Origin of the sequence: Robiginitalea aurantiaca (assembly GCF_030380815.1) — a bacterium.
GTDB classification, from domain to species: Bacteria; Bacteroidota; Bacteroidia; order Flavobacteriales; family Flavobacteriaceae; genus Robiginitalea; species Robiginitalea aurantiaca.
Window position 1 is genome coordinate 245232 of record NZ_JAUDUY010000002.1, and the last position, 16729, is coordinate 261960.

Genomic DNA, 16729 nt, shown 5'->3' on the forward strand with positions numbered 1-16729 from the left:
CGCAAAAGGATTAGCAGATAAACCGGTCTTTCTCTTAACTTTGGCCCCGTGAAAAAAGGTATTCTTATTCTGTTTTTTACCGGTCTGATGGGATGTTCCGATGGAGAACTGCAGATCGAAACCATTGACTTCGATCAGGTTCCACTAGCGTTTTGCGATGTGGCCAGCACGAATACCCGCCTGTTTTTTAAACTCAATGAATTCGACGCGCTAATCCTGGACCTTGCCAACGGGCTGATCCGGAATGAAGCTTCAGCCGACACCCTCCGAAGCGCTATCCCCGGTGAATCACAAGTGCGGTACCGATTGTTCAACGGCGCGATCAGCTCCTCCTATTTTTGTGACGCCGTCCCCCCTGTGACCCCAACGGTTACGGAGGAAATACCGGCTCAGGCAGGGGAAGTCCTGGTCTTTACCACACGCAGTGAAAGCGATACGACACAATTTGAACACGTTATACGTTTGAAAGATGTCTCTTTTGTTAACGAGGCGGGGGAACGGCTAACCAATATTGCCGTCGAGGAATTCGGCAGTTTTATTACCTTCCAGGATTAACGCATTCCAGCCTGGGTCACATAAACTTCAGTGGCGCCCATGCCATAGGATCTGGGGTCCGCATCCCGAACTTCCAGGCCTTCGTATCTTCTGAATAAGGTCTTCAACTCCTCCCTGAGTACCCCCTGACCCACACCGTGAATAAAAACGATACGCTGAATTTTTTTGCGCAGGGCAAATTCCAGTTGTCCCCTGGCAGCATCGAGCTGGAAATCCAGGATATCAACGGGGTTTAAACCCTTGCTTGAGGGCACTAGTTTTTCGATATGCAGATCCACCTCCATCGGAGGCGCCTGCCGGGGTCTGCGCCCAGTTCTTTTGGGCCATGCAGGCCGGGTATCCGAATCTTTAAGGGCATTTCTGAAATCGATGTTTCCAAGTAAGGCCCCGTCATCTTCGGGCAATAGCACCACACTCCCCTCAGCCACCTCAAGGACAAATCCGTCTGAGGTGCGCATTTGCAACCCTTGGGCTGTAACCGAAACTACAGTCCCGGATACCATTTCATCCAGCATCTGGACCCGGTCCCCCGGTTTAAACCGACTCATCGTGCTTTTTTTTGGTTAGGGACTCCAGAGATTCACCGGTTCTTTGGGACAATTTGTAAATCCCAGCCATTAGAAACGCAAAACCGGCGGCCAATGAAACCTCCGTGTAGTCCCAATAGGAGGAGGTAAACAAGAGAAATACCCCTATGATCACCATTGCGTAATTAAAACCACTTTTTGTTTTCATTGCCTAAAAATAATAGTATTTTTCGGGAAACGAACCGAGAAATCACCTTATGAGACCCCTTCTTCTGATATGGATGTTGCAGGAGAAATTAATGCTCCCCTGCCTCAGTAAGCAGGTATTGGGTATCGATTGTCCGGGTTGCGGCCTGCAACGCTCGGTGGCCTTTCTCTTAAAAGGTGAATTTGCAGCTTCTTTTCTAATGTACCCGGCCCTCCTGCCCATGCTAACCCTTTTTGGTTTTTTGGCACTGAACCGGTTTGTGAACTTTCGCAAGGAGAATACCATCATTGCGGTATTGGGTGGCCTTACAGTCTTTAGCATCCTTGCGAACTACATCATTAAATTACTCAACTAAACTTATACTATGGAACAACAAAAATTACCAAATGTAACCCTGGCACTCGTTCTTTCTATCCTGTCACTGCTCTGTTGCTGCTTCATGGGTATCCCGGGTGCCATTATTGCTGCCATTGCCTTTTTCATTCTGCGTAATGATGAAAAGACCTATATGGCGAATCCGGAACTCTACTCCAACTACAGCCAGTTGAAGACTGCCAAGACCATAGCGATTATCGGCATGGTCGTGGGGGTTCTTTATGCAGCCTATGTGGCCTATACAATTTCAGCAATGGGTGGTTTGGAAGCCTATATGGAAGAAGTGCAGCGCATAAGCGAGCAATGGGCTCAATAATCCCTAAAAGCCAATTAACATGACACAGGAGCCCCTACCCGGAGCCAGTACCGCGCAAACCATGGGAATTCTCTGCCTTGTGGGAACTCTCTTGTGCTGCGGGCCGTTCGGAGCAATTTTTGGAATCATCGGGCTGAATAACGCAAGTAAGGCCGAAGCCCTTTATCGGGAAGAACCTGAGCGGTATTCCGGATATGAGAATATAAGGTCGGCCCGAATCCTTTCGTATATCGGAATTGGACTGTCCCTGTTGATGTTGATATTCTACATCCTCTTTGGCGGAGTGATTCTCGCCCTTATCACTACTGGAAATATGAATTAATAAAGGGGGATGTTACCGAATAAAAAACCCGGCTACAAGCCGGGTTTTTTTTTGATAATGACGGGAATTGATAACTCAATTAATTTGCCACTTCGCTGATAAATTTTAAGCGGTACATCCGCAATTCTTCATCCTCGTATTCCCCGTCAAACTCCTTAATGGCATCTTCAATATCATCCGTTTGGGATTCCAGAAAATACTCGTGAATTTCTTCCTGCTGATCCTCATCGAGGATGTCGTCTATATAATAACCGAGGTCGAGTTTTGTCCCGCTAAAGACGATCTGCTCCATTTCCCGCACCAGATCGGGTATTTCGAGTCCTTTGGCCGCAGCTATGTCATCGAGAGGCAATTTCCGGTCTACATTCTGAATAATGTATAGTTTGAGTCCTGAATTTGCGCCGGTGCTTTTAACCACGAGGTCTTCAGGCCTGGTGATTTCATTTTCATCCACGTATTTGCGAATCAAATCCAGGAAGGGTTTTCCATATTTCCTGGCTTTGCCCTCCCCTACACCATGAACATTAGTCAGTTCTTCTAGGTTGATCGGATATTTCAGGGCCATATCCGACAATGAGGGATCCTGGAAAATTACATATGGGGGCACTTCCAGTTCATGCGCCTCCTTTTTGCGAAGGTCTTTGAGTAATTTCAGGAGTACCGGGTCAGAAGCCATATCCCGTGGCGCACTGCCGCCTCCACTCATATCTGCAGCGTCCTCATGATACACGTGATCCTTGGTCATCATAAATGAAGTGGGGGCTTCCAGAAAGTTACGCCCTGCCTCCGTAAGATGAAGGATGCCATATTGCTCGATTTCTTTATGCAGCAAGCCTGCGACAAGCACTTGCCTGATCAGCGCCATCCAGTAATGCTTGTCGTGCTCCTTTCCGATACCGTAAATCGGTTTATCATCGGTTTTATGTGATGCTGTAAGGGCGTTTGTCATGCCCATAAGGGTCAGAACAATCTCCTTGGCTTTAAACTTCTCGTTTGTCCCATCCACAACGCGGAGCAACTTCAGCACACTTTCGCGCGCCTCCTCCTTCTCCTTGGGGTTTCGCGTATTATCATCCATATCTGCGCCATCCCCGTTTACCTCATCAAAAGCTTCCCCGAAGTAATGAAGAATAAACTTCCGCCTCGACATGGAGGTTTCCGCATAAGCGACGATTTCCTGAAGAAGGGCATTTCCGATTTCCTGTTCCGCAACGGGTTTGCCCGCCATGAATTTTTCGAGTTTCTCAACGTCTTTATAGGAATAGAAGGCGAGGCAATGTCCTTCTCCCCCATCCCGTCCGGCCCGGCCCGTTTCCTGATAATAACTCTCGATACTCTTCGGGATGTCGTGATGGATCACATAGCGCACATCCGGCTTGTCAATTCCCATCCCAAAGGCGATGGTGGCTACCACGACGTCGACATCTTCCATCAGGAACATATCCTGGTATTTCGAACGGGTTTTGGCATCAAACCCCGCATGGTAGGGCACTGCAGAAATGCCGTTAACCTGGAGTACCTGTGAGAGTTCCTCAACTTTCTTTCGGCTCAAACAATAAATGATGCCCGACTTGCCGACATTTTTCTTGACAAAGCGGATGATATCCGCATCTACGTTCTTTGTTTTCAGCCGTACTTCGTAAAAGAGGTTCGGGCGATTAAAGGAAGCTTTAAACACACGGGCATCGGGAATTCCGAGGTTCTTCAGAATGTCCTCCTGTACTTTGGGGGTTGCGGTAGCCGTCAGCGCTATAATAGGGATGTCATCTCCCAACCTGTCGATAATGGATCTGAGATTCCGGTATTCAGGCCTGAAGTCATGACCCCATTCCGAAATACAGTGCGCTTCGTCAATAGCGACAAAGGACAGCTGCACCCCTTTCAGAAACTCTACGTATTCCGCTTTGGTCAGGGATTCAGGAGCCACGTAAAGCAACTTGGTAATCCCGGAAGTAATATCGTCTTTAACTTTTCGAACTTCATTTTTGGTCAGGGAGCTATTGAGTACGTGTGCAACCCCCTCGTGTTCCGAAACACCACGGATGGCATCCACCTGATTCTTCATCAGCGCAATTAATGGCGAGACCACGATGGCTGTGCCGGGCTCCATAAGAGCGGGAAGCTGATAACAAAGGGATTTGCCGCCACCTGTGGGCATAATCACAAAAGTATTTTTGTGATTCAACAGTGTTTTTATAACCTCCTCCTGGAGTCCCTTGAATTGTGAGAACCCAAAATACGTTTTCAGGGAATCCTTTAAATCGATGTCTTTGTTAACCATGCCTCAAACGTGTTCTGCACAATCCCCAGGAAGCGTCTGGGGTATCTACCCCCGGGCGGATAAAGGGCATTTCGGGAGAATTTCGAAGCCCTGTTGGGAAAAGGGAAAAGATTGGAATTCTTTCGAATAAGTTTGTGTAATTTTGTTTCTTAAAGATAGCACATTCTTTTGGATGACCATCTTTTTTAAGGCTATTTTAAGGAAACCGTTGCCTCAGTTGTAAATACTATCGAGACGTTGAAGGATCAGAAAGCGATACTGGATTTAGCGCGTAAGACCATTGCTGCCGAGGCAGCCGCAATTGATCACCTGAGGACCCTGATCAATTCTGATTTTGCAGATACCGTATCCTGTATCCTGCAGTCCAAAGGAAGGGTGGTCATTAGTGGCATTGGCAAAAGCGCGATCATCGCTTCAAAAATTGTCGCTACCATGAACTCCACAGGCACTCCTGCAATCTTTATGCACGCGGCTGATGCCATCCACGGGGATCTGGGAACCATCCAAAAAAACGATGTGGTCATTTGTATTTCCAAAAGTGGAAATACGCCTGAAATCAAAATGCTTGTACCCCTCATTCAAAGGGGTTCTAATGTGCTTATCGGCATGACCGGGAACATGGATTCCTTTCTAGCCGAGAAAGCCAACTTTGTATTGAACACCTTTGTCGAAAAAGAAGCCTGTCCGAATAACCTGGCACCGACCACCAGCACTACGGCCCAGCTCGTAATGGGCGATGCCCTTGCAGTATGCCTGCTCAAGTTAAGGGGGTTTAGCAGCAGGGATTTTGCCAAATACCATCCCGGGGGAACCCTGGGAAAAAAACTGTATTTGCGGGTAGGAGACATCACGACCCAAAACCTGATTCCTGAGGTTGCTCCGGAGACCCCTGTAAAGGACGCAATTGTTGAGATTTCAGAAAAAATGCTGGGGGTCACAGCAGTAGTCGACAACGGAAAATTGATCGGGATTATCACCGACGGGGATATTCGAAGAATGCTCAATAAGCATGACAATATCAGCGGCCTCCTTGCCCGTGATATCATGAGTGCCAATCCCAAGACCATCGGAACCGACATCCTTGCCATCAAAGCACTGAAGCATATGCAGGACAATGACATATCCCAGCTTCTGGCAGTAGACAACGGTCAATATAAAGGTGTGGTCCATATCCATAACCTGATTAAGGAAGGTATAATCTGATGGCAGAGACCGCGAAAAACCCCAACGAGATGTCCTTTCTGGACCATCTGGAAGTACTTCGATGGCACCTGATTCGCTCTACCGTGGCCATTGTGCTGATAGGCCTGGTAGCTTTTTTGATGAAGGACTTTATCTTTGATACCGTCATTTTCGGGCCAAAGAAAATGAGTTTCCCCACCTATCGCCTGTTTTGTAATATCGCTACCCAAATCGGTGTTGATTCGGCCTTTTGTGCGGATTCGCTCCCATTTACGATTCAGAACCGGACCATGGCAGGGCAGTTTTCGGCCCACATCTGGACTTCAATTTGGGCGGGCTTTATTATAGGCTTCCCCTATGTGCTCTATGAGATGTGGAAGTTTATCAGCCCGGGGCTTTACGAGAATGAGCGAAAAAACTCCAGAGGTTTTATCCTCATCGCTTCCCTCCTGTTCTTTATGGGTGTGCTCTTTGGGTATTACGTGGTCGCCCCCCTCTCCATAAATTTTCTGGGCACCTATCAAGTGAGCAAGGAAGTGCTGAATGAAATCGATATTTCCTCCTTTATTTCAACCGTGCGGGCTTCGGTAATCGCCTGCGGCATTATGTTTGAATTGCCGATAATCATCTATTTCCTGACTAAGGTTGGCCTGGTAACGCCTGAAATCCTTACGAAATACCGAAAAATTGCCCTTGTACTGGTCCTGATCCTCTCGGCCATCATAACCCCTCCGGATGTCGCCAGTCAGATTATTGTAGCTGTCCCGGTTCTGGTGCTCTACCAGGTGAGTATCTTTATTTCAGGGAAGGTGTTGAAAAATGAAGCTAAAAAGGAGCAGATGGAAGCCGCCAAGCGTCGAAAAGGCCAATAATGCAGTCTTTAGCTACGTTAATAATTCTCAAATTTTTTTTTCACGGGCCTAAAAAGGAGTAGTTTTGGCCTTATCATCATGCAACTCAGAGCTGAAAATATCATGAAATCGTACCGGGGCCGCAAGGTGGTCAAGGGGATTTCCCTGGAAGTAAATCAGGGAGAAATCGTGGGGTTACTCGGGCCAAACGGAGCTGGAAAAACCACCTCGTTTTACATGATTGTCGGGCTGATTAAGCCCAATGGCGGCAACATCTACCTGGATGAGACGGAAATCACGAATTTCCCCATGTATAAAAGGGCCCAGTACGGGATTGGCTATCTTGCCCAGGAAGCTTCCGTATTTAGAAAATTAAGCGTTGAGGACAATATCCTCAGTGTTCTGCAACTCACCAGCCTGAGTAAAAAAGCCCAACAGGAGCGCCTGGAAAACCTCCTGGAAGAATTCGGGATTGGCCATATTCGAAAAAACCGGGGTGACCTGCTTTCCGGGGGAGAAAGACGCAGGACTGAAATTGCCAGAGCCCTGGCAACCGATCCTAAATTCATCCTCCTGGATGAACCTTTTGCCGGCGTGGATCCTGTAGCAGTGGAGGACATTCAGCGCATTGTGGCGCAATTAAAGGACAAAAACATCGGTATTCTGATCACAGATCACAACGTACAGGAAACTCTGGCCATCACGGAGCGATCCTATCTGATGTTCGAAGGGGGAATCCTCAAATCGGGAATTCCGGAGGACCTGGCAGCAGACGAAATGGTCCGAAAAGTATATTTGGGTCAGAATTTTGAGCTCCGGAAGAAGAAACTTTCCTTTTAGTCTCCACTTTTATTCTTAGGAAGCCTTCTTACTGAATAAGGAGGTCAGCACGTAAAACAGCACAATTAAAGGTATTGCCAGGAACTGCAAGGTGAGTACCATGACCAGGCTGAGGACGATAAAAATATATTTAAGGCTGTTATCCCGAAAACTATAATTGTCGAATTTCAGCGCAAACAATTCGATAGGTGCATTCAGGAGATAGGCACTCAGGAGGGTAAGTCCGGATAAAAACCAGGGATTCAGAATAAGGGAATTCGTAAACTCACTTCCGTTATACATAAGGATCAGCGGCAGGGAAAGTATCCATAAGGCATTGGCTGGGGTAGGCAGCCCGATAAAGGAATTTACCTGGTTTTCGTCTATATTAAACCGGGCCAGGCGAACCGCAGACGAAAGCGTAATCAAAAGTCCGGCAAAAGGAAACCAGGCGCCCCACCAACCTCCCTGGGCGAGGGCTTCAGCGAAAAAGCTATCAGCATTCCAACCGGCATTTACAGACATGGCCAATAACTGGCACATGACCAAACCGGGTACCAGGCCGCTTGTGATCATATCGGCCAGGGAATCGAGTTGAATCCCCAATTCGGATTGCACGCCCAGTTTTCGGGCGACCAATCCGTCTGCAAAATCACATAGCACCCCCAGCATAAAAAAAACGGCAGCCCATTCCAGTCGGTTTAAGACGGCAAAAACCGCTGCGATGGATCCGAAGAGCACATTTAGAAGCGTAATGAGATTTGGAAGGTATTTCATCGGTAAGGTTGGTTTTCGTAAAAATAGCATAAATCACTTAAACTCAAATACGGGCAAAAAGATCTGGGTCCATGCCCGAATTACAGAGGTCGGAGGTAATCAAATAATTCGGAACTTTGACCCAAACCCAAAACCGGAATTGCGACTGTAATGAGAGTACCTCCCATTTTCCTGCTGCTGGCCTGTTTACTTTTTACTTCCAATTCCTCTGCCCAGACCTACACTCCGGGGCCCGAGGCTCAGTTTAGCGTCATTACCTGTGGTCCGGGAACTGAATTGTATTCCTCATTTGGGCATAGCGCCTTCCGTTTCAGGGATCCGGCCATAGGTGCAGACTGGGTATACAATTACGGGACCTTTGATTTTAACACGCCCAATTTCTATGTTAAATTCACCAGGGGAAAACTACCGTATGCCCTGGGCAAGCAGCAATTTGAAAACTTTCTCTACACTTACCAGTTGGAAAACCGTTTTGTCCGCGAGCAGCTATTGGACCTCAGTCCGACCGAAATGGGGGCCTTGCTGACCTTTCTCGAAAGGAACAACCAGCCCGAAAATCGCTTCTACAAATACGATTTCCTCTTTGAGAACTGCGCTACCAAGATACCCGAAGTGCTGAGCAATGTGCTGGGACCCTCATTGGAATATTCCTTTGACGGGATGGGAGACCCGAAAAGTTTCAGGGATCTGATCCAGGAAAACCTCAACTGGAATAGTTGGTCGAGTTTTGGGATTGATCTCGCTCTGGGCTCGGTCATTGACCGAAAAGCAGCACCCAGTGAATACGCTTTTCTTCCCAAATACGTAGAACGTCAAATTGGAAATGCCAGCTCAAAGGAAGCCCCCCTTACAAACCGGAACCGGCTTATACTGGACATTAAACCCCTGAACCCAAAATCGGTGTTTACGGCTGCCCCGATGTTCTGGATGCTTTTGGTCCTGGGCATGACCCTTATCATCACCTGGATAGACTACCGAAACAATACCCGCAGCAAGGTTCTTGATTTCCTTCTGTTGTTTACCACAGGAACTGCGGGCCTCGTCCTGGTCTTTCTTTGGTTTTTCACAGACCATACGGCTACGGCCTGGAATGCAAATTTGCTATGGGCCTTTCCCATTAACCTGATCATGGCCTTCAGGGTGTTTAACAAAACGTCGCATCCGCAGTTAGATCGCAAATACGCCGGGATACTCCTTATCTTTCTCTTACTCACCGCCAGCCTATGGATATTTGGAATACAAGTCTTTTCGCCTGTAATGATCCCGATCTGGCTCGCACTTCTTATCCGTTACCTTTTCCTGTTTAACCTCAAAAAAACGCTTCCTTGAACCTGCTCAGTGCTGAAAACCTTTCGAAATCTTTCGGGGAACGCATCCTGTTTTCCAACCTGACCTTCGGGATCAACCAGGGGCAGAAAATTGCCCTTGTAGCCAGGAATGGAACGGGAAAAAGTACCCTTCTCGATATACTGGCGGGCAAACACCCGGCAGATACTGGGGAAGTTACCAGCCGCAAAGGCGTAAAAATCGGATACCTGGAACAGGAACCCTACCTGGACCCAAACCTCACCATTTACCAAACCCTTTTCGCTTCTGAAAACACCCTGGTCCGGATTATCGCCGATTATGAAAAAGCGCTTGAGCATCCTGAAAACGAAAAGGCGTATCAAAGGGCATTTGAGGCCATGGAACAGGCCAATGCCTGGGATCTTGAAACCCGGTACAAGCAGATCCTCTCCAAACTCGGACTGGATAATACCGCATTACCCGTGGCAAATTTATCCGGAGGGCAGTGCAGGAGGCTCGCCTTGGCACATATCCTTCTGGATACGCCTGATGTATTGATCCTGGACGAACCGACCAACCATCTTGACCTTGAGATGATCGAATGGCTGGAGGAATACTTCAGAACCCATGTCAGCACCCTTTTTATGGTGACCCATGACAGGTATTTTCTCGACAGGGTCTGCAACCACATCCTTGAACTCGAGGACGGGGTTTTGCACAACTACAAAGGCAATTACGCCTATTATCTGCAGGAAAAGGAATCAAGGGAAGTCCTGGAGGCTGTAAACCTTCAGAAAACCAAAGCGCTTTTCAAAAAGGAATTACAGTGGATGCGGCGGCAACCCAAGGCCCGAACAACCAAATCCAAAGCGCGTATAGCGGATTTCGGCGAGCTGAAACACCGGGCATCCGAAAGGCGTAAAGTCCATGAAGTCGAACTCGAAATTCAAATGGAGCGTTTGGGTACCAAAGTGCTGGAGGTCCATAACATCTCCAAGAAATACGGGGACCGCACTCTGTTCGAGGGCTTCAATTATAATTTTAAGCGTGGGGAACGCGTGGGCCTGGTGGGCTCCAATGGCAGCGGAAAATCCACCTTTCTCGAGATTATCTGCGGGAATCTTCAGCCGGATACAGGAAAAGTGGTAAAGGGAGAAACCCTGAAAATGGGGTATTACACCCAGGAAGGATTACAGGTGCAGCAAGGCCAACGCGTCATTGATGTCATCCGGGAATTCGGAGATTACATTCCGCTAAAAAAAGGTCGGGAGCTGAGTGCACAACAATTGCTGGAGCGCTTTCTCTTTGATCGGAAGCAACAGTACGATTATACCGAAAAGCTTAGTGGAGGGGAACGCAAAAGACTTTTTTTATGTACCGTTCTGATCCAGAACCCGAATTTTCTCATCCTGGATGAACCTACAAATGACCTGGATATCATCACCCTGAATGTCCTTGAAAATTTCCTTCTCGATTATCCGGGCACGCTGCTGATCGTTTCGCACGACAGGTATTTTATGGATAAAATAACGGATCACCTTTTCCTTTTTGATGGCGCAGGGAGCATAACGGATTTCCCAGGTAATTATTCCGATCTGCGGGACTACCAGCAAAACAATCTTAAAGACCCCAAACCCGAAGCCGAAACAGCTCAGGAAGGGACTTCCCGCAAACCCCAGGTGGCCCGAAAAGGTAAACTCACCTATACCGAACAACGGGAGATCCGCGCTTTGGAAAAGACCATCAGCCAGCTGGAGAAGCAAAAATCGGAACTTGAGCAAAAATTGATGACTCCCGACCTGCCCGGGGAAACCCTCGATGAGGTCTCCAGGGAATTTGCGATGGTCATCGGTGAACTGGATCAAAAAACAGAACGGTGGTTTGAGCTATCCGCCTTGGAAACGGGCGAATAAATTAAGAATTTAACGCTTCTCAGATGCCCATATCAGGTGTTTTCGATCAATGGTTGTTCTGGTTAAGGTCCAAAAACCGTCATGGGGTCCATTCCCCATTTATCTATGGTTTTCTGGACAAGGGCTTGTATGGGGCCCATCTGGAGAAGTCCCCTGTTCAAACTAAATTACTCCGGGCGAGCCTGGAGTATTTCAAACCGGATCGCGTTGGGGTGGCCGGGACCCCACCCCCTGATTCCCCGCTTGGGCAGCTGCTTATGAAGGAAACTCTAGGCGCGCTTCCGCCCTACGACTTTTTTATTTTTGAAACACCGTCCGAGTCTGTCGATACCTTTCTTTCAGATCGGGGGAATTGGCATAACGACAGCATTGTTTACATTGGAAATCTCAGGGTCTCCCCTTCCGGGTATAAACGCTGGGGCGAAATAAAGGCGCATCCATCGGTTCGAGTGGTCCTTGAGACCTATTGGGGCGGGCTGCTTTTATTCAGGAGGGAACAGGCGCGAGAGCATTTTAGAATACGAACATAAAGGGTTATTTTTGAAGGCCATGGGAAATGAATTATTCTACATACTCGGCGGGTTGCTTGTGGTTTATTTTCTAATTTCCGTCTACAACAAAAAGCAATCGAGAAGAAGAAAATCCCGATCCTTTATGGAAGGGAGGAAATTAAAGGACCGAAACGATACCAATAACTGATATCATTCCGGATTTGAGGAATAAAGCGCTATGAAAATCTACACTAAAACCGGGGATCAGGGCACTACGGCCCTTTTTGGGGGAACCCGTGTTCCCAAGCATCACATCCGGATTCAGTCTTACGGTACGGTCGATGAACTGAATTCATGGATTGGGCTGTTACGGGATCAGGAGATCGAGGACCACCATCGGAAATTTCTCCAGAACATTCAGGATCGTTTATTTACCGCTGGTTCCATGCTGGCTACGGAGCCCCAGGATCCGGATAACCCCAAAAAAATGCGGATTGAAATCCCTCAGGTAACGGAGGCTGACGTCCTCCTTCTCGAGGATGAAATGGATGCGCTGAATACCGAGCTGCCCCCCATGACCAATTTTATACTCCCCGGGGGACATCCCGTGGTGTCATACTGTCACATTGCACGAACCGTTTGCCGGCGTGCAGAGCGGATGACCACATTGTTGAATGAGCAGACTGAAGTATCTTCCATTCTCCTGGTTTACCTGAATCGGCTTTCGGACTATCTCTTTGTACTTGCCCGAAAATTGTCCGCTGAGCTTCGGGCCGATGAGATAAAATGGATTCCTAATCCGTTAAAGGAATAATTTGTGAATTTCACCGTTAAGTAGTTGCCTTTTCCGCAAAAATTTCATAGAGTTAAGAATTAAACCCTGATTTTCTTTGTCATTTTGGTTTAAAATTTATTTTTGCAAAAATTTAAAAACCCGATTTTGCTATGTATTGGACATTAGAATTGGCATCCTACCTGAGTGATGCGCCCTGGCCGGCCTCCAAAGACGAGTTAATCGACTACGCGATCCGCACGGGAGCTCCGCTTGAGGTTGTGGAAAATCTGCAGTCCATGGAAGAAGAAGGTGGCGAGATCTACGAATCTATCGAAGAGATCTGGCCCGATTATCCTACGGAAGAAGATTATTTATGGAACGAAGACGAATACTGACAAACCACATAACAAACCCTTAAAAGTCTCCTCGGAGGCTTTTTTTTTATGTAATTTTGGCAGCCCGGGGAACGTTTTTCGGGCCATTGCGGAAACTGGAATACCTTTTGCACCGTTGACAATGGCCAAAATCATTAGAACGACCCCTTTCCGGATGTCTCCTGAGATGCTACCCGGACCAGGCAACAGATAACAAAATTGTAATATGAGTATAGTCAATTCGATCTTAAAGGCATTTGTAGGTGACAAAGCTGCCAAGGACGTCAAATCCCTGCAACCTCTGGTTGAAAAAATCAAGTCTTTCGAAAGGGGGCTCGAGTCCCTTTCCAACGACGAGCTCAGGGCAAAAACCGGTGAATTCAAAGTGCTTATTCAGGAGCGCATCGGAGATCTGGAGGCTCAGATTGCCGAACTTCGCGAACAGGTTAAAAACTCCACAGATATCGACCTGAATGAAAGTCTCTACAGCCAGATCGACCAGCTGGAGGACGCCTCCTATCAAAAAACGGAGGAAACCCTGGAAGAAATCCTTCCCGAGGCTTTTGCCGTAGTAAAGGAAACGGCCCGCAGGTTTGCCGGCAACCCAACCCTGACGGTACAGGCAAGTGAATTTGACCGTCAGCTTTCGGGCACTGCGGACTACGTAACCCTGGAAGGAGATAAGGCCATCTGGAGCAACTCCTGGGATGCGGCAGGAAAGGAAGTAACCTGGGATATGGTTCACTACGATGTACAATTGATCGGTGGAATCGTACTGCATCAGGGAAAAATAGCTGAAATGCAGACCGGGGAAGGAAAAACCCTGGTTGCGACCCTACCGGTGTATCTTAATGCCCTGTCGGGGAAAGGAGTTCACCTGGTAACTGTAAACGACTACCTCGCCAAACGTGACAGCGCCTGGATGGGTCCGATTTTTGAATTCCACGGGCTCTCTGTAGACTGTATTGACAAGCATCAGCCCAATTCGGAAAGCCGGAGGGCAGCGTATAATGCCGACATTACCTACGGCACCAATAATGAGTTTGGATTTGATTACCTCAGGGATAATATGGCTCATACCCCCGGTGACCTGGTACAACGCCCGCATCACTACGCCATTGTGGATGAGGTGGATTCTGTACTTGTGGATGATGCCCGGACACCGCTGATTATCTCAGGACCAGTCCCCGAGGGAGATCGTCATGAATTCCACGAACTCCGGCCGAAAGTCTCAGAACTCGTGCAAAAACAACAGCGCTATCTGACCGGAGTCCTCGCAGAAGCCAAAAAGAAAATTGCCGAAGGGGACAGCAAGGAAGGTGGCTTCCTCCTGCTTCGCGTGCACCGGGGGCTTCCCAAAAACAAAGCCCTGATTAAATTCCTGAGTGAAGAAGGCATTAAACAACTGCTTCAGAAAACGGAGAATTTCTATATGCAGGACAACAATCGGGAAATGCCTCAAGTGGATGCTGAATTGCTGTTCGTCATAGACGAAAAGAACAACCAAATAGAACTTACCGATAAGGGAATCGAATATATTTCGGGTGATGACCAGGATAGTGGATTCTTCATCATGCCGGATATCGGGGGAGAAATCGCCCTGATTGAAAACCAGAACCTGGAAATTGAAGAAGAAGCCCGGTTAAAAGAAGAGCTCTTTAAGGACTTTGCCGTAAAGAGCGAGCGGATCCATACCCTCACACAGTTGCTCAAAGCCTATGCGCTTTTCGAAAAAGACGTGGAATATGTGGTGATGGAAAACAAAGTCATGATCGTCGATGAGCAAACCGGCCGGATCATGGACGGACGCCGATATTCTGATGGACTCCACCAGGCGATTGAGGCAAAGGAAAATGTAAAGATCGAGGCGATGACCCAGACCTTTGCGACCATTACGCTTCAAAATTACTTCAGAATGTACCGCAAGCTCTCCGGGATGACCGGTACGGCGGTTACAGAGGCAGGAGAATTCTGGGAGATTTACAAATTGGATGTCGTTGAAATCCCGACAAACCGCCCTATTGCAAGGGATGACCGCAATGACCTGATATACAAGACAAAGCGGGAAAAATACAATGCTATTATCGACGAGGTTATCGAACTTTCCAATGCCGGGAGGCCGGTACTTATCGGAACGACTTCTGTAGAGGTTTCCGAGTTGCTCTCCCGTATGCTCAACATCCGTAAAATCGGGCACAATGTGCTCAATGCAAAATTGCATAAAAAGGAGGCGGATATTGTTGCCGAAGCTGGAAACCCGGGTATTGTTACCATTGCCACCAATATGGCGGGACGGGGAACAGACATTAAACTCAGTGATGAGGTCAAAAAAGCCGGAGGGCTTGCCATTATAGGTACGGAAAGACATGACTCCAGGCGGGTGGACCGTCAGTTAAGAGGGCGATCCGGTCGTCAGGGAGATCCGGGAAGTTCGCAATTCTACGTTTCCCTCGAGGATAACCTGATGCGCTTGTTCGGTTCGGAACGGGTAGCCAAAATGATGGACCGCATGGGTCTGAAAGAAGGAGAAGTCATTCAGGCGGGCATGATGACCAAATCCATTGAACGGGCTCAGAAAAAGGTGGAAGAGAACAACTTTGGTATCCGTAAGCGACTCCTGGAATACGACGACGTTATGAATGCCCAGCGGGAAGTCGTCTATAAGCGCAGAAGACACGCCTTGCAGGGTGATCGCCTGAAAGTTGACATTGCCAATATGATCTACGATACCTGTGAGGTAATCGCAGAGACGAATAAGATGGCGGGCGATTACAAAAATTTTGAATTTGAGCTGATCAAATACTTCTCAATTACCGCTCCGGTGGACGAAGAGGAATTCGGTAAACTTTCTGTGCAGGAGATCTCCAGAAAGGTTTATGCCGCAGCCTACGACCACTACAATCAGAAAATGGAACGCTCCGCTGCCTCCGCTTTTCCGGTAATTAAAAAGGTATTCGAAGACAATTCAAACAAATTCGAACGCATTGTCGTGCCCTTTACAGATGGCATCAAAACACTGAATGTGGTCACAAACCTTCAAAATGCGTATGATTCTGAGGGCCGGCAGTTGATCACGGATTTTGAGAAAAATATTTCTTTGGCGATCATCGACGATGCCTGGAAAACGCATTTGAGAAAGATGGACGAAATGAAGCAATCTGTTCAGCTGGCTGTACACGAACAGAAGGATCCCTTGCTCATCTATAAGTTTGAAGCTTTTGAGCTCTTTAAATCGATGATTGATAAGGTCAACAAAGAGGTGGTATCCTTTTTGTTTAAAGGGGAGCTCCCTTCAGCCAACACCCAGCAAATTCAGGAAGCACGTCAGGTGCGTCGCCCCAAAGAAAACCTCCAGACTTCCAAAGCTGAGATACCCAACACTGATGAACTTGCCGCCCGTAACAGGGCAGCTGGCGCACAGCAGGGACAGCGGCCACAGGTTACCGAAACCATAACCAGGGAAAAGGCCAAAATAGGACGGAATGAACGGGTTACCATTAAAAATGTGCTTTCCGGAGAAAATAAAACCGTGAAATTCAAACAGGCCGAACCCCTGATCGCCAAAGGCGAATGGGTCCTGGTAGAGGATTAAACCGGTTTATTATTTCAATACTAAAAAGCGATCCTAAGGGATCGGTTTTTAGTGGATACCGCTTCGAATTTTGATTATAAGGCA

At 47.8% G+C, this 16729-nt stretch carries 17 protein-coding genes; 13 read left to right on the top strand and 4 right to left on the bottom strand.

Translation table 11 applies throughout. The features are described 5' to 3' along the window. The first annotated feature begins 48 nt into the window (after positions 1-48). Entirely contained in the window at positions 49-555 is a 507-nt protein-coding gene (locus QU605_RS04655; RefSeq protein WP_289724112.1) for a hypothetical protein, read from the top strand. Here the strand turns inward: QU605_RS04655 and QU605_RS04660 are convergent. Next, the gene (locus QU605_RS04660; RefSeq protein WP_289724113.1) at positions 552-1103 is read right to left on the bottom strand and encodes a Smr/MutS family protein; all 552 of its coding nucleotides are present in this window, start codon (positions 1101-1103) and stop codon (positions 552-554) included. The genes QU605_RS04655 and QU605_RS04660 overlap by 4 nt on opposite strands. Further along, positions 1090-1290, bottom strand: a complete 201-nt coding sequence (locus tag QU605_RS04665; RefSeq protein WP_289724114.1) for a hypothetical protein — start codon at positions 1288-1290, stop codon at positions 1090-1092. The genes QU605_RS04660 and QU605_RS04665 overlap by 14 nt, the downstream gene beginning before the upstream one ends. Positions 1291-1339: 49 nt before the next feature. Between QU605_RS04665 and QU605_RS04670 the strand changes: the two genes are divergently transcribed. The 3 genes from QU605_RS04670 to QU605_RS04680 are packed head-to-tail and all read left to right on the top strand — an operon-like array spanning position 1340 to position 2303. Then, positions 1340-1645: a DUF2752 domain-containing protein gene (locus tag QU605_RS04670; RefSeq protein ID WP_289724115.1), complete on the top strand. Its 306-nt coding sequence runs from the start codon at positions 1340-1342 to the stop codon at positions 1643-1645. A 9-nt stretch (positions 1646-1654) separates the two neighbouring features. Beyond that, positions 1655-1981, top strand: coding sequence for a CCC motif membrane protein (locus QU605_RS04675; RefSeq protein WP_289724116.1), 327 nt, complete (start codon positions 1655-1657; stop codon positions 1979-1981). A gap of 19 nt (positions 1982-2000) precedes the next feature. Next, positions 2001-2303, top strand: a complete 303-nt coding sequence (locus QU605_RS04680) for a CCC motif membrane protein (protein ID WP_289724117.1) — start codon at positions 2001-2003, stop codon at positions 2301-2303. Positions 2304-2382: 79 nt separating this feature from the next. Here the strand turns inward: QU605_RS04680 and recQ are convergent, their stop codons facing one another. After that, positions 2383-4584 (bottom strand): DNA helicase RecQ, encoded by a 2202-nt coding sequence (recQ, locus tag QU605_RS04685; protein WP_289724118.1) that lies wholly within the window; start codon positions 4582-4584, stop codon positions 2383-2385. A gap of 237 nt (positions 4585-4821) precedes the next feature. Here recQ and QU605_RS04690 point away from each other — a divergent pair, with 237 nt between their 5' ends. The 3 genes from QU605_RS04690 (at position 4822) to lptB (ending at position 7457) form a co-directional block, all read left to right on the top strand. Beyond that, complete coding sequence (locus tag QU605_RS04690; protein WP_289724119.1) at positions 4822-5787, top strand: KpsF/GutQ family sugar-phosphate isomerase; 966 nt, start codon at positions 4822-4824, stop codon at positions 5785-5787. Further along, entirely contained in the window at positions 5787-6638 is an 852-nt protein-coding gene (tatC, locus tag QU605_RS04695; RefSeq protein WP_289724120.1) for a twin-arginine translocase subunit TatC, read from the top strand. The genes QU605_RS04690 and tatC overlap by 1 nt, the downstream gene beginning before the upstream one ends. Before the next feature lie 78 nt (positions 6639-6716). Further along, a complete protein-coding gene (gene lptB, locus QU605_RS04700) occupies positions 6717-7457 on the top strand; it encodes an LPS export ABC transporter ATP-binding protein (RefSeq protein WP_289724121.1) in 741 nt (246 codons plus the stop codon). Between the two features lie 15 nt (positions 7458-7472). Here the strand turns inward: lptB and QU605_RS04705 are convergent, their stop codons facing one another. Next, positions 7473-8213 carry a CDP-alcohol phosphatidyltransferase family protein gene (locus QU605_RS04705; protein ID WP_289724122.1) on the bottom strand — a complete coding sequence of 247 codons (741 nt, stop codon included), beginning with the start codon at positions 8211-8213 and terminating at the stop codon, positions 7473-7475. Positions 8214-8363: 150 nt separating this feature from the next. Here QU605_RS04705 and QU605_RS04710 point away from each other — a divergent pair, with 150 nt between their 5' ends. The 6 genes from QU605_RS04710 (at position 8364) to secA (ending at position 16645) form a co-directional block, all read left to right on the top strand. Continuing rightward, positions 8364-9542: a lipoprotein N-acyltransferase Lnb domain-containing protein gene (locus tag QU605_RS04710; RefSeq protein WP_289724123.1), complete on the top strand. Its 1179-nt coding sequence runs from the start codon at positions 8364-8366 to the stop codon at positions 9540-9542. Continuing rightward, positions 9539-11413 (top strand): ABC-F family ATP-binding cassette domain-containing protein, encoded by a 1875-nt coding sequence (locus QU605_RS04715; protein WP_289724124.1) that lies wholly within the window; start codon positions 9539-9541, stop codon positions 11411-11413. The genes QU605_RS04710 and QU605_RS04715 overlap by 4 nt, the downstream gene beginning before the upstream one ends. Before the next feature lie 23 nt (positions 11414-11436). Beyond that, positions 11437-11943 (top strand): hypothetical protein, encoded by a 507-nt coding sequence (locus tag QU605_RS04720; protein ID WP_289724125.1) that lies wholly within the window; start codon positions 11437-11439, stop codon positions 11941-11943. Positions 11944-12142: 199 nt separating this feature from the next. After that, complete coding sequence (locus QU605_RS04725; protein ID WP_289724126.1) at positions 12143-12718, top strand: cob(I)yrinic acid a,c-diamide adenosyltransferase; 576 nt, start codon at positions 12143-12145, stop codon at positions 12716-12718. 131 nt (positions 12719-12849) lie between these two features. Further along, positions 12850-13074, top strand: coding sequence for a DUF2795 domain-containing protein (locus QU605_RS04730; RefSeq protein ID WP_010520089.1), 225 nt, complete (start codon positions 12850-12852; stop codon positions 13072-13074). Between the two features lie 205 nt (positions 13075-13279). After that, entirely contained in the window at positions 13280-16645 is a 3366-nt protein-coding gene (gene secA / locus QU605_RS04735) for a preprotein translocase subunit SecA (protein ID WP_289724127.1), read from the top strand. Positions 16646-16729 lie beyond the last annotated feature (84 nt).